The sequence below is a fragment of the Variovorax sp. Soil_C_33 genome (assembly GCF_057656935.1).
Genome location: NZ_JBDGJK010000019.1, coordinates 25095 through 38620 on the forward strand (window position 1 = coordinate 25095; position 13526 = coordinate 38620).

The window sequence follows — 13526 nt, forward strand, 5'->3', positions numbered from 1 at the left end:
TTTGCGCAGCCGGAACAACATGAAAGCCTTATCTTCAGAAACCTGTGCGCCGCGATCGACATCGGTGACCCAGCGCGACATCGTTCTCGACGCACGCTCGCTGCAAGATCCTGACTATGCCCATCGGGGCGTCGGTCGGCATGCACTGACGTTGCTGAAGCATGCCCCCCAAAGCTCGGGGCTGCGCCTGATCGGGTTGGTCGACCCGCAGTTGCCGTCGCTGAGCGATGAAGCACGGGGGCTGTTTGACCACGTCGTCTCCAATGCCTATGCGGCCGAACGCGCGATCCGCACCCAGCACCCCTCGGTGGCTGCTTTCGTCTCGCTCTCTCCGATGACGCACGCGTGCGACTTCACGGCGCGCCTTCATGCCAACGCACGCCTGCTGCGCGCAGCCATCGTCTACGACTTCATTCCCCGCCGTCATCCGGAACGCTATCTCCCCACCCGCGCAGACCGGTTGAGATATGCCGACTCGATACGCTGGCTGGCGCAGTGCGATTTGTTCGCCCCGATCTCGCACAGTGCTGCCGCCGACCTTCGCGCCGAGGTGGGCGTGCCGGAGCGCTCGATCGTCGTTACCGGCTGTCCGCTCGCGCCGCTATTCCTGCAAGCGCATGCCGCTGCCGGAGAAGCACGACACGTTCTGGTCGTGGGCGGAGGCGATCCGCGCAAGAACCCGGAAGTCGTGATCCGCGCGCATGCGAGCGCGGCACGAATGCAGGACGGCCGAGGAGTTCCGCTATTGATCGGCGGCAACTACTCGGAGTGGCATGCGGAACAGTTCCGTGCGCTGGCCGTCGCCAGCGGAGGACGGGCCGACTTGATCAAAGTGCCTGGGCAAGTGTCGGACAGCGAGCTTCTCGCCATGTATCGACACGCATTGGCTGTCGTTTCGCCTTCTCGCGACGAAGGATTCTCGCTGCCGGTGATAGAGGGCATGGCCTCTGGCGCGCTGGTCCTGGCCTCCGATATTCCGGCGCACCGGGAACTCATCAGCAATCCGGCGCTGCGCTTCGATCCGGACGACGATCAATCTCTTGCCAGGACGCTTGACGACATTGCTTTGGATGCGCACTGGCGCGCTGAAGAGATCCGGCGGCAAGAGGATCTCTGGCCGCGCTTTCGCGGCGAAGAGGTCGCCGCACGGTTCTGGGATATGTTGCTGGACCCGCCGAGGACGCTGTCCGCGCCGGCCGTGTCACGCAACCGCCGTCCGCGCGTGGCGATGCTGACGCCTTTGCCTCCGTCTCGCTCGGGCGTGGCCGACTACAGTGCCGCCACATGTCCGGATCTTGGTCGCCTGGTCGATCTGCATCTGTTCACCGAAACGGAGTTTCCAACCCCGCAACCCGGTGTCAGCAGCATCCGCCCACTGACCGCGCTGCCGCATTTGATGCCCAGCTTCGACCGCGTGATCAGTGTTGTCGGCAACTCGCACTTTCATTTGCGGATCTTCGAACACCTGCAGCGCTATGGAGGCGCGTGCATCGCCCACGACGCGCGAATGCTCGGCTTCTTCTATCACTTGCTAGGACCGGATCGGGCCCGATCGATCGCCGAGCTGGAACTGGGACGAACCGTTGAGCAGACCGAGCTGCAGGAATGGGTGCGCGATGAAGGGAAGCTGAAAGCACTCTTCCTCGGAGGCATCGCGTCGAACGCAGCGCCGATGATCGTACATTCGCCGCGAACGGTCGATCTCTGCGCCGAGAAGTACGGGATGAGGCCCGCCTACATACCATTCAGCATCTACAGGCCATGGCATGCGGAAGAGCTTTCGCCCGAAGCCCGCGCCGAAGCGCGCGCGCGGATGGGCGTGACGAAAGACGACGTTGTCATCACGACTTTCGGTTTCGTCCACACGACGAAAGCGCCCGAGGAATGCATCTGGGCGTTGGACAGCCTTCGTCGCTGGGGCATCGGTGGCAAGCTGCACTTTGTCGGCGACCTGAAGGGCATGCCCGACTGCGGAACGGGATTGCACGCGCTGGTGCAGCGACTTGGCCTCCAGGAACATGTCCGCTTCATGGAGGGCTATGTCTCCGAGCAGGACTATCGTGATCACCTGATTGGAAGCGATCTGGGCGTTCAGTTGCGGACTTACGGTCTCGGAGGCTTGTCCGGCGCATTACTGGACTGTGCAGCCGCCGGTCTGCCCGCGGTCGCTAACCAGTCGCTCACCGAAAGCGTCGGTGTACCGGAGGCATACATACGCACGATTCGCGATGCCATCAGCCCGTTGCTGCTCGCCGAGGCGCTTGCCGATCTTCTTGATCAAACCCGTACGCCGGGGGCTGCCAGCCGGCGAGAAGAAACCCGAAGGGCCTACAGCCAGGAACGGAGCTTCGCCACCTATGCGCAGCGGCTCTGTCACGTGCTGGAACTTGACGTGCCGGCTCGCCAAGCAGTCACGGAGCTCGCCCGATGAGATCCGCCATCCTCGACTGCACCGAGCTGTATCAGAACCCTGTTCGAACCGGCGTTCAGCGCGTCGTGCGAGAGCTCCTACGCGCCTGGCCTTCCAACAGCCCCGAGCTGCATGTGGCGCGGTTCGAGCACGGACGGGGGCTCGTGGCAGTGCCGGATGCCGCAGTGGCGTTGATGAGCGACCGGACCGAGGCGGCGCGCAGCCTCCCGCACGCGGAGCTCAGCTCTGCGATTGTCGCGGCGTCCGAGGCGCAAGGCATGCCGTCGCTTCCGAAGACTGCCGTTCGATTTCTTCCGGAGGTTTTCTATGACCCCGCGCGCTGCCTGTACTACCAGGATCAGATCACGAACCGGAAAAGCACGGTCGCCTTGCTCGCCTATGATTTCCTGCCCTTTCTCGCACCCGAGCAGGTCGGTATGCGCACAGCGGTTCCCGCGATGAACTATTTGCGGCTTGTGCAGTCCGTATCGCACATCGCCCACATCAGCGAGCGCACGCGCCGCGAGTACATTCAGCGCGTCATGCGCGGGCAGGCTTTCTCGGAGGGCATCATCCTTCCGCTCGGCGCGGACGGCTTGCCCCTCGAGCGCCAACAATGGGATGCAGACCGGCGCCCTTTCGTCGCGCTAGGATCGTTGGACGGCTGGAAGAACCAAGAGGTCATCGTGGCCGCGTTTCTCCGGCTCTGGGCTGCCGGCCACGACATGCCCTTGACGCTGATCGGCAGCCCCTACGAGGGCATCGGTCTGTCATGGCTGGAGCCCGCCAAGAGATACCCGCAGTTTCGATGGATTTCGCAGGCAAGCGACGAAGAGGTCGCGAACCAGTTGCGCAAGGCGCGAGCCACGATCTACATCCCCGAATTCGCCGGCTTCGGACTGCCGCCGATCGAAAGCCTTCATGCGGGCATCCCGGTGATCACGCTCGCGAGCATGCCGAGCCTGGAGGCGTTGCCTTCGGACGGCCAGATTCGCCTGCAGCGTGCAGACGCGGAACTGCTGGCGGACGCCGTATTGCGCCTGAGTGAAGATGAAGCCGCGACCACAGCCTGGCGAGGGGCAGCGCACATGAAGCTCGCGACGTGGCGCGACTTCGCGCTCGCCACCGCCGACTGGCTTGGGAATGCGTGAGACGATGCAGGTCGGCAGCGGGGTCTCGATCAATCGCTCCCGCGCCCGGATCCTGTGTCAATGAGGGGTGCGCGCGGACTCCTCCGCCACCGTGGTGCGCGGAGCCATGGCCGACTCCATGGCCAGCGTGAGCAGCATCTTCTCCATCTCGGCGGCAAGTCGGCGCACCTCTGCAAGCGCCAGCGAGTCTTGCGATGCGCCTCCGAGACGGCGCATCTCGCCGATCGCTTCGTTCAAGCTCTGCTGCAGAGCGGCCGCGTTGGAGGGCGCAAGCGCTGCCGTCGACGAGAGCTTTGTCTGAACGTCGGCGATCCGCGCCAGCAGATCGGCGGTCATGAAGCTGCGCAGGCGCCAGGCGATGGGCCTCGCAATCGGACGGGCCATCCGAAACACCTTCTTCGCGACACGGCGCGCAAAGCTGGAGCGGGGCTGCTGCGAACCGGCTATCGGCTCGATCGATGAAGCGGCCGCAATCGAAGGCTGGGGATTCTCCAGAGCAGCCACTTTCACCTGCAATGATTGGATCTCCCGCAGGAGGTTGTCGCATTGTTGCCGCAGCGAGCCGTTCGCTTCGGCGAAGCTGTCCCTCTCGGCAAGCAAGTCGTCGCGTTCGGCGAGCCAATCCTTCTGTGCCCCCTTGAGTTCGCGGTTCTCGCGCAATGCCTCCTCGAGCTCGGCTGCGCGCCTCTCCAGTGCCTCGCCAAGATCGCCCGCGCGCTTCTCCGACGCGGCTACCTGATCGCGGGCGGTCTCGAGTGAGGCCAGCGCCTGCACCACGTTGTTGTGGAGAACGCCGTCAAGCACATTGACCGGTGTCTCGAAGCTGCGCATCAGTTGCTGCGCAGCCTCCTCCGGCACATAGAAGCAGTTGATGCCGTCGAAGTAGGCACGGAGATAGCCTTGCTCCAGAAGCAGGGGCTCCCATTGCTGGTTGGACAGGACATTGCTCCAGGGGCGCGTTGCCTCGATCACGAGAACGCGCGGTCGCAGCGATCGCCAGTCAGTGCTGCGGACGATCGCCTCCTCCGCGCCTTCGGCGTCTATCTTGATGAAATCGATCGGGCGGCCGTGAGCGTGCGCGTGCACGACGCCTTCGAGGGTGTCGCAGGGCACAGCGACGCCCTCGTCGTCGTCACCATTCGCCACTTGCGACATGCCGGGGTCCTCGATGTTCAGGCGGAAGCTGACTTCGCCCCGATGGTCGAGCGCGGCCATGCGCAGATTCACGTCGCGCGGACGCGCCGCGGCCAGTTCGTCGAATACGGGGCCGGGTTCGATATTGATGCCGCTCCAGCCGAGGTCATAGAACGCCTTCGTAACCGAGCCCAGGACTGGATGATAGGCACCCACGTCCACGTAGAAGCCCGTCTGCTGCCCCCCGAACACGCGGTGCAGCAGAACGTCCTCGTTGTTCTGGGCATAAGACACGAACCCCATGACCTTATCCCTCCTGTTGCCGCACGTCAGACGATTTCCACTTCCGGGAACGGGAAGATCATGCGCCCGCCATTCGCCAGGAATTCCGCTTCACGCTGGAGAATGCCTTCCTTGAAATGCCAGGGCAGCACGAGGAAGTAGTCTGGTTTCATGGCCCGAGCTTCAGCTTCGCTGATGATCGGAATGTTGGTTCCTGGCGTGTAGGCGCCGAACTTGTCCGGGTTCACCTCCGCAATGGCGGGCAATTCGGAGGTGGTCACACCGCAGAACTGCAGGACCACGTTGCCTTTGGTCGAAGCACCGTAGCCAAGCACTTTCTTCCCATCGGCAGCCAATGATTTCAGCAGCCGCATCAGGTCCTTGCGATGACGAAAAACGCGTTCCTCAAAATCGCGATAGGGCCTCGGCGTATCGAGGCCCATGCCGTCTTCTTGCTCGAGCAACCAGTCGATCACCGCCTCGCCGCCACGGCGGCTGTCCGATTTGCGCACGGCTGAAACAGCGAAGCTTCCGCCATTCACCGCGTTCATCTTCACGTCGACTGCTCTCAAGCCCGCAGCGTCCAGGATGCGTTGCACTACGCCCAGTGAGTAGTATTCCAGATGCTCATGGCAAACCGTGTCGTAGGAGGTCATGCGCAGCATCGATGGCATGTAGCTCTGCTCGAAATGCCAGACGCCGCCTGGGGCAAGGACCTGTTCGATCTGACGCGCGAAATCGATTGGGTCTTCCAGGTCATAGAACATTGCGATCGATGTCACGATCTTTGCCTGCTTTCCGCCGGCTGCAAAGTACGCCTTTGCAGAGAAGAAATCGGGGATGAGGGAAATGCCGTCCGTGTAATACTGAACGAACTTCACGCCGGTCGGGTCGATGCCAGTACGAACCAGGTCCTGGATCGAATAGGCCTTCAGAGAAGTGGCGTCGTTGCTACCGATGTCGAGGACCGCGTCTCCGGATTTGAGTCCGGCGAAGCGTTCGAGCTCCCGGATCTTCTGCGTCAGATGCCGCACCATGCTTTGGTTGAGACCGGAGCGATAGCCATAGTTGTCTCCATACATCTCGCCCAGATCGTAGGAATGGTCCAGTTGCAGCAACCCGGACTCCGGACACCAGACCAGCGAAAGCGGCCCCGCGGTGACCGACTCTTGTGCCGAACGGGGAAAGACCCCGGTCAAGGCCTGCTCACCGAGGCTCAACACCGGAACAAGATTGGTACTGCCGCTGACGCGGCAACGCTGGAGCTTGGTGCTCTTAGTCATTTGCTTGAGATGTCCTTTGCATGCGAAATTATTGCATCGTGTTGTCACAGTTCCGGATTCGAAGGGGAACAAGGATGACAGGGACGCGACGTCGCTATCCTACTGGTGTTCGAAACGCAGAAACCTCGTACGCCGGGCGGCGCGAGTGACTGGATGTTTTTTTAGGCCAGCAGTATCGCGAAATCAGCTTGGGCCACGTACTCATGCAAACAAAATGATTCAATGGGTCCATCTCTTACTGGCAGTCTGATCGACAAAGGATCTGATGCCCCCTGTGCCGGAGCATCGGATGCCGCCGTGCTGATCGGCAGTTTCCAACCATTTCACAATGGCCATCGGGCCTCGCTGCTGCAGGCGCTGGACACCGCACCGAACTGCGTGGTGGTGATTGGTTCGGCCTTTCAGGCCCGCTCAGCGACTCATCCGTTCACATGGCGTGAATGCGCGCGAATGATCAGGGCGGCAGTACCGACGGCACAACGCGCCCGGGTACATGTCATACCGCTGCGCGACCGTTACAAACAGACAGTGTGGGCCGCAGCATTGCGCGAGACCGTCGATGCAGTCCTCGGGTCAAGGGGTTCACGCACTCTGATCGGGCGACTGACAAGCGAATTGCAGGACTGCCTTTCCGAGCTTCCGGACTGGGGATGGCGCAGCGTGGAGCCGGTCGCCGGCGTTGATGCCTCCCGGGTGCTCGACACGCTGTTTGGTGCCGACGCCGATGATCCCGAACGAATGCTAGTACGCGTTGCCGACGTTCTGCCAGCCAGCACCGTCGACTTCCTGCGCGATTGGATGGCAAAACGCGGATCGGAACAACTGCGGCCGGAATGGCAGATGCTCAGAGACTACAAGTCCTCCTGGGCCTGCGCGCCGCATCCGCCGGTACTGTTCACGGTGGATTGCGTCGTGAGATGCCGTGATCATGTCTTGCTTATCAGACGCGCGCATGCACCGGGCAAGGGCCTGATTGGCGTGCCGGGCGGCTTCATGGAGGAGCGCGAAACCGCGCGGCAAACCGCCGAGCGCGAGCTCGAGGAGGAAACGCACCTCGACGTGCCATCGACGAGCTTGCGCGCCTGCTTGAAAAGCACGGCCCTTTTCGATCGGCCGGGCCGCAGCAGCAGGGGCCGAACGCTTACTCATGTGCACTTCTTCGATCTGGGAGACCGCCCGCTGCCGGCGATCCGTGCGGACGACGATGCCGCTGAAGTCCAATGGCTGCCGATCGATGCACTGCCGCCGCTGGAAGGCGAATTCCTGGAGGACCACTTCCAGATGCTCGATCACTTTCTGGGATTGCAGCTGCCGAACCTACCGCTGCCGGCGCTCGACATCGATCAGGGCTGAGGCGTATGGTGCGCCGTATCGGGCATGTTCAAATCGGGCGTTTTGGGACGGGGAACGGTATGACGAGCCTCAGCAAGATGACGAAATCGATCGCAAGACCGTTCTTCGGTGCTTTGCCTGTCTCCCTACAGGCCACGGTGAGGCGGGCGCTGAAGCCGCCCCCGCCCGTGGATCCGCTGGATGCGGCTTTCGCCAAGGCGCGCGTCGACGTTGCACAGAAAGACTTCAGTCACCTACTTCATCATTTGCGCGGGCAAGAGCTGGCCCGGCTTCCCCAGCGCGCGCCCTGTTTCATCAGCGTCGGCTGCGCCGACACCTGGTACTTCAAATGGGTGCAGGAAAAGTGCGCACCCGAGAAGCACATCGGCATCGAGTACTACTCGCACAAACCGACAGACCTCCCCGACAACGTCGAATGGATCGCCAACACGGCGGGTGACATGTCGTCGATCGCGACCGGCGTAGGCGACATCCTCTTTTCCGGGCAGAACATCGAGCACCTCTGGCCCCACGACATCAGCGCATTCCTGTCGGAGAGTCACCGCGTGCTCAAGCCGGGCGGGGTGCTCGCCGTCGACAGTCCCAATCGATCAATCACGAGTGCGCAGAACTGGAGCCATCCGGAACACATCCTCGAGTTCACGCCGGCAGAGGCGGCGGAACTCATTGCGGCCGCGGGCTTCGAGGTCGAGGCGGTCCGGGGAACATGGCTGTGTGCAGATCCCAAGACGGGTGCGCGGCTTCCCTTCGATCAATTGTCGCCCAACAAGCCCTGGCCGATGGATCGGCGCATCCGCGATGCGATCGCCGAGCCCGATCACTCTTTCTCGTGGTGGATCGTTGCTCGAAAGACAGCCCAGGCACCTGACAGCGAGCGCGTCGCGGCACTCGTGGAGAAGGCGTTCCGTGTCGCTTGGTCCGACCGCGTCGGTAGGATGCAGACGAACGTAGGCCTGCCGGTGACCATCGACGGCGAACGCTGGTTGCGTTCACAGGGAGTCCCGGGGGCGCTCCTGTACGGTCCTTACATGCCGTTGCCGAGGGGCCGCTACACCGTCGGGTTCGATCTGCGACTGCTTGACTCAGCCGATGATGAAGCGGCGCCGATGTTGAGCGTGGACATCATGGACGGCCGCGAAGCCATACTCGTTTCACGCACGCTGTGCGCACGTGAGCTGACGAATCAAAGATCGAAGATCGAACTCGATTTCGAGCTTTGTGACACGACCTTCGGTCTTCAGTATCGCGTGTTCGGCTTGAACCAAACTCACTTCGAATGCAAGCGAGGCGTGACGCTGCTCTCACATCTGGACGACACATTTTCGACCACCCGCGCCAACTCACAAAATCTATCTCAACCCCAGGATGAGGCTTGACCTCCCGGAGATCGGGGGAACCCGAGCAAGCGCGTCTGCATTCGTGCGGAAGATCGCTCAGACCAGGCACCATTGAAACCTGGTGAGAATGGTGACGCAGGCGCTAGGCAAGGATGCGGCCTCATCACCATGCTCGCCTTGACGAGCATGCCGCATACCTTCGGGCATTCCAGGCGTAAATAGAACTTCTCGAACCTATGACTTTCACCTCCTACTCACAGAACTTCGAGGATGTCATGTTATGGCGCGCCCTCAAGCACGTGCAAAACGGCCTTTATATCGATATCGGGGCGCAGCATCCGGTTTTCGACTCGGTTAGCAAGGGCTTCTACGAGAAAGGCTGGCGTGGAGTGCACGTGGAGCCCGTCCCCGAGTACGCCGCACTGCTGCGGCAGGACAGGCCAGACGAGATGGTCTTCGAGCTGGCGCTGTCGGATACCACAGGGACCTTGGACTTGAACATTATTCCTGGCACTGGGCTCAGCACCGGCATCCAAGCCTACGCGGAGAGCCATCGCGTGCAGCACGGCTTCAACGCGAATGTCGTCAGCGTCCCGATGCTGCCACTAAAGGATGCCCTGGGGTCACTGAATGGTAAGGCTGTGCATTGGATGAAAATCGACGTCGAGGGACTTGAGGAGAGGGTTCTTCAGGGTTGGGATAGTCAAGCATTGCGACCCTGGATCGTCCTAATCGAGGCGACAGTTCCGATGTCGCCGCAACTCGCCTACGAAGGCGCGGACAAATTATTGATAGAGGCCGATTACGAGTTCGCGTACTTCGATGGCCTGAACCGCTTCTACACGGCTTCGGAGCATGCGCATTTGGCCGAGAGCCTTCGAACGCCGCCCAACGTGTTCGATGGCGCCCAACTCAGTGCCTCGAGTCCGTGGTGTGTCGACCTGACGGCGAAACTCAACGCTCAGGCGCATGAAAGACTTGCGCAGGCGCATGAAAGACTTGCGCAGGCGGAGGGAAGACTCAACCAGGAGTTGGCCCGCCTCGAACAAGTCGAACTCGACATGCGACAACTCGAATCTCGCAATGCCGACCTCCTGGAACAGCTATCGCACTCTGAAGCGAGAGCAGCCGACATGGATCAGCATCTTGAGGCAGTGATGGCAAGCACTTCCTGGCGACTCACGGCCCCCGCGCGTCGAATCAGAACGCAGCTGCGTCGCCTCCATTCAGCCGTGAAGGAGAAGCGAATCTTGAGCGGGATAAAGCGCCGAATCAGCGGATCTTCGGACACTCTCGCCCCGTCCAGCGCCGCTCAACCGCCAGATACGGAAATTCAAAAGGACAACGCGCGCCCCTGACTTGGCCTCGAGTTCGACGCGAGCACATGAAACAAGCCAACTGACATGGCGGTCTCACACTCAGATTGCGACCTTCTTAGGCACTCGCGCAGCTCAAGCTATTGCATTCGCTCAGTGCACGCGCCCAGATAGACCTTCGGGCGCCACGCTGATCAGCAGCTTGGTATCCACGCGCCGATCGATCTCAAAGTCCCGGGTTACTTTTCAGGAACTAGTGCGCTGTAGTTTCCGGGTTGCCTCCGATGATCTATCCTTTCGCGCCCCATTTATAAGAGGAAGTCCCGGAGTTGCGAGTTGATGTCGTTGGCCGCCCTGGCCTGCCGCAGCATCTCGAGCACTGCTCGTTCAGACACTCATCCCGAAACTTGCCGTTGAAGTTCTCGACGTAGCCGTTCTGCATGGGTCGGCCCCGACTCGATCAGGATGCCCGAATGCCATGCGTCTGCGCCCAAACCATGAAGGCCCAGCTGATGAACTCCGGGCCGCTGTCGATTGCGGGGCTAACGGGAGGGGAAAGGTCATAGTGACCGAACTAGTTAACGAGCACCCTACATTTTCCATGATCGCAGACTCAACGAAGCGAGCGCTCAGTGAGGGCTAAGCGCCGCGCTGACCAAATTGGCGGGCACGCCGCCGCTTTCAATCCGATTGTCCTCGTTTGACCTAAACACGCAGTTCATAAAGTGACCATCGACCTCAAAGCCATTGATAGATAGTCCCGCTTGCTGCGCAAGCAGTTCGCGTGAACGGCCCGGGAAGAAGAAGAGATGGAAGCGGGTGTACTCATAGAGGTACTCGTAGCATGGCGTCGCATGGGCCATCAACGCGCCTGGTTTGAGCCATTGCTTCATGCGCCGTAGCTCTTCAACCGGATAGCGAAAATGCTCCAACACGTTGTTTGAAAACAGGCCATCAAAGCGACGATCATGCAACGCTGCCTCCCCTGCAATTACCCAGTCTTCCGTTGTCGAGGCAGAACTGTGTGGTTCATAGGCCAGTACGTTCCAACCTTCCTGTCGCAATACTTGCACACTCCTCGACCAAGCACCTGCACCAAAATTGAGATACACACCGTCCCGCCTCGGGTTCAAAGACTTAAATGCGCGCACCTCTGCGTCCGTAGAGTCACCCTCTTCGTAGACTTGATAGTGCCATTCATACTCCTGTGCAAGTTCCTTCGGCGAGAGCGACAGCATCTTTACTGGTCCAAAAATAACGTCGCACTGCGGGCACTGGTGCCGCTGCAGTATGCCGCCGCCGAATATGCAATTCGAGCTGTAAGCTCTGAACTCGCTGCATTCGGAAGTATGCTGACACAGCGGGCAATTCCACTTGGCTGCGTTTGGGCCGGCAGTCGCTCTTTCGACCGCGTCGACAACACTCCAGCGATCCGCGATCTGATGCCGAATAAGATCGCGACGTAGATTGCGCATATCCGCTCGTGATTTCTCAGCGATTCGCAAAACTGTCTCATCTGCCAGCGATGTGATTGAATGCTGCGATACCAAAGCAGCTTTTAGTATTTGTACTTCCGCTCGCTCGGCTTCAAGTGCGACGCGAACATTGTTCAGTTCTGAGCGCGTGCGGTCTAGTGTTGTGCGACGAGTCAATGCCACGTCAATAGACGCGAGGACTTTGTTGATCAACTTTTGAAGTTCACTCAAGATCGCCACTCCGACTTAATGTGAAACTATGCCCATCGAAGGCTCTGGGGCGCGCAAAACGTGCAAGCTAACACGCGATCAATTGGTTGCATGCCAGATATAAATCAAACAAACATTTCGGCACTCGCGAATGCGCTACCAGCGGCGTCTTTGACGGACAACAGGGGTTGCATAGCGCCACTCGACCATTTGATGCCAAGCCCCTTGTCGTTCCAAACGATGCATCGCTCGTGGGCCGGCGCATAGTAATCCGTCGTCTTGTACAGAAAATCCGCCGACTCGCTCAACACCAGAAACCCGTGCGCAAACCCTTCAGGCACCCACAACAGCCTGTAGTTCTCCGCAGTGAGCTCCACCCCCACCCACTGCCCAAAGGTCTTCGACGACTTTCGAATATCCACCGCAACGTCAAACACCGCCCCGCTCGTCACCCGCACCAGCTTCCCCTGCGGCTGCTCGATCTGGTAGTGCAGCCCGCGCAGCACGCCCCTGGCCGAACGCGAATGGTTGTCCTGCACGAACTCGACGTGCCTGCCGACCGCTTCGTCGAAGGCCTTCTGGTTGAAGCTCTCCATGAAGAAGCCCCGCGCGTCACCGAACACCTTCGGCTCGAGCACGAGCACATCGGGGATCGCCGTCGGCGTGACCTTCACGAGCGCACCCCGTCGCTCAGCAGGCGGTGCAGGTACATGCCGTAGCCGCTCTTCTCGAGCGGCTTGGCGAGCGCGGCGAGCTGCTCCGTCGTGATGTAGCCATTGCGCCACGCCACCTCTTCGGGGCACGCGATCTTGAGTCCCTGCCGGTGTTCGAGCGTTGCGATGAACTGGCCCGCCTCGAGCAGGCTCTCGTGCGTGCCGGTGTCCAGCCACGCGTAGCCGCGCTGCATGATCTGCACATTGAGCCGCCCGCGTTCGAGGTAGGCCTGGTTCACCGCGGTGATCTCCAGCTCGCCGCGTGCGCTCGGTTTCACCGCCTTCGCGATGTCCACGACCTCGTTGTCGTAGAAGTAGAGGCCCGTCACCGCATAGCTGCTCTTCGGCTCGGCGGGCTTCTCCTCGATGCTGCTGGCTTTGCCCTTCGCGTCGAAAGCGACCACGCCGTAGCGCTCCGGATCGTGCACGTGATAGGCGAAGACGGTCGCGCCGTCCGTCCTGGCATCTGCATCCGACAGCAGGTGCACGAAATCGTGACCGTAGAAGATGTTGTCGCCGAGTACCAGCGCAGTTGCCGCGTTGCCGATGAAGCGGTCCCCGATGATGAAGGCCTGCGCCAGCCCGTCCGGGCTCGGCTGCACCGCGTACTGCAGGTTGATGCCCCACTTGCTGCCGTCGCCCAGCAACTGCTGGAAGCGCGGCGTGTCCTGCGGCGTGCTGATGATCAAGATGTCGCGCATGCCGCCGAGCATCAGCGTGCTCAACGGGTAGTAGATCATCGGCTTGTCGTACACCGGCAGCAGTTGCTTGCTCAGCGCCAGCGTGGCCGGATGCAGGCGTGTGCCGGAGCCGCCGGCGAGGATGATGCCTTTGCGTTGCGTCATGGATTTTCTTTTCGGGT

General features: G+C 61.0%; 10 protein-coding genes and 1 pseudogene. 5 read left to right on the forward strand and 6 right to left on the reverse strand.

All coding sequences use genetic code 11. The annotated features are described in order from the left end of the window. Window positions 1-19: 19 nt before the first annotated feature. Window positions 20-2431 (forward strand): glycosyltransferase, encoded by a 2412-nt coding sequence (locus AC3A6B_RS24605; protein WP_487839271.1) that lies wholly within the window; start codon window positions 20-22, stop codon window positions 2429-2431. Next, complete coding sequence (locus tag AC3A6B_RS24610; RefSeq protein ID WP_487839272.1) at window positions 2428-3561, forward strand: glycosyltransferase; 1134 nt, start codon at window positions 2428-2430, stop codon at window positions 3559-3561. Before AC3A6B_RS24605 ends, AC3A6B_RS24610 begins: the two co-directional genes overlap by 4 nt. 57 nt (window positions 3562-3618) lie before the next feature. On the opposite strand, the gene AC3A6B_RS24615 is transcribed toward AC3A6B_RS24610, so the two are convergent. Together AC3A6B_RS24615 and AC3A6B_RS24620 are read right to left on the reverse strand one after the other, a co-directional pair. After that, window positions 3619-4998: an FkbM family methyltransferase gene (locus AC3A6B_RS24615; protein ID WP_487839273.1), complete on the reverse strand. Its 1380-nt coding sequence runs from the start codon at window positions 4996-4998 to the stop codon at window positions 3619-3621. Between the two features lie 26 nt (window positions 4999-5024). Continuing rightward, window positions 5025-6260, reverse strand: coding sequence for a class I SAM-dependent methyltransferase (locus tag AC3A6B_RS24620; protein ID WP_487839274.1), 1236 nt, complete (start codon window positions 6258-6260; stop codon window positions 5025-5027). A gap of 297 nt (window positions 6261-6557) precedes the next feature. On the opposite strand from AC3A6B_RS24620, the gene AC3A6B_RS24625 reads away from it, so the two are divergent. The 3 genes from AC3A6B_RS24625 to AC3A6B_RS24635 all read left to right on the forward strand — a co-directional run bounded on the left by AC3A6B_RS24625 (window position 6558) and on the right by AC3A6B_RS24635 (window position 10308). After that, window positions 6558-7613, forward strand: coding sequence for an NUDIX domain-containing protein (locus AC3A6B_RS24625; protein WP_487839275.1), 1056 nt, complete (start codon window positions 6558-6560; stop codon window positions 7611-7613). A 59-nt stretch (window positions 7614-7672) separates the two neighbouring features. Beyond that, window positions 7673-8989, forward strand: coding sequence for a methyltransferase domain-containing protein (locus tag AC3A6B_RS24630; RefSeq protein WP_487839276.1), 1317 nt, complete (start codon window positions 7673-7675; stop codon window positions 8987-8989). A 197-nt stretch (window positions 8990-9186) separates the two neighbouring features. Then, window positions 9187-10308: an FkbM family methyltransferase gene (locus tag AC3A6B_RS24635; protein ID WP_487839277.1), complete on the forward strand. Its 1122-nt coding sequence runs from the start codon at window positions 9187-9189 to the stop codon at window positions 10306-10308. Window positions 10309-10648: 340 nt separating this feature from the next. Here AC3A6B_RS24635 and AC3A6B_RS24640 read toward each other — a convergent pair. The 4 genes and pseudogenes from AC3A6B_RS24640 to rfbA all read right to left on the reverse strand — a co-directional run. Continuing rightward, window positions 10649-10798, reverse strand: a pseudogene (locus tag AC3A6B_RS24640) (integrase core domain-containing protein); the annotation flags it as partial. Between the two features lie 97 nt (window positions 10799-10895). Further along, the gene (locus AC3A6B_RS24645; protein ID WP_487839278.1) at window positions 10896-11972 is read right to left on the reverse strand and encodes a class I SAM-dependent methyltransferase; all 1077 of its coding nucleotides are present in this window, start codon (window positions 11970-11972) and stop codon (window positions 10896-10898) included. 104 nt (window positions 11973-12076) lie between these two features. Continuing rightward, entirely contained in the window at window positions 12077-12625 is a 549-nt protein-coding gene (rfbC, locus tag AC3A6B_RS24650) for a dTDP-4-dehydrorhamnose 3,5-epimerase (protein ID WP_487839279.1), read from the reverse strand. Beyond that, entirely contained in the window at window positions 12622-13509 is an 888-nt protein-coding gene (gene rfbA, locus AC3A6B_RS24655; RefSeq protein WP_487839280.1) for a glucose-1-phosphate thymidylyltransferase RfbA, read from the reverse strand. Before rfbA ends, rfbC begins: the two co-directional genes overlap by 4 nt. Window positions 13510-13526: the final 17 nt, after the last annotated feature.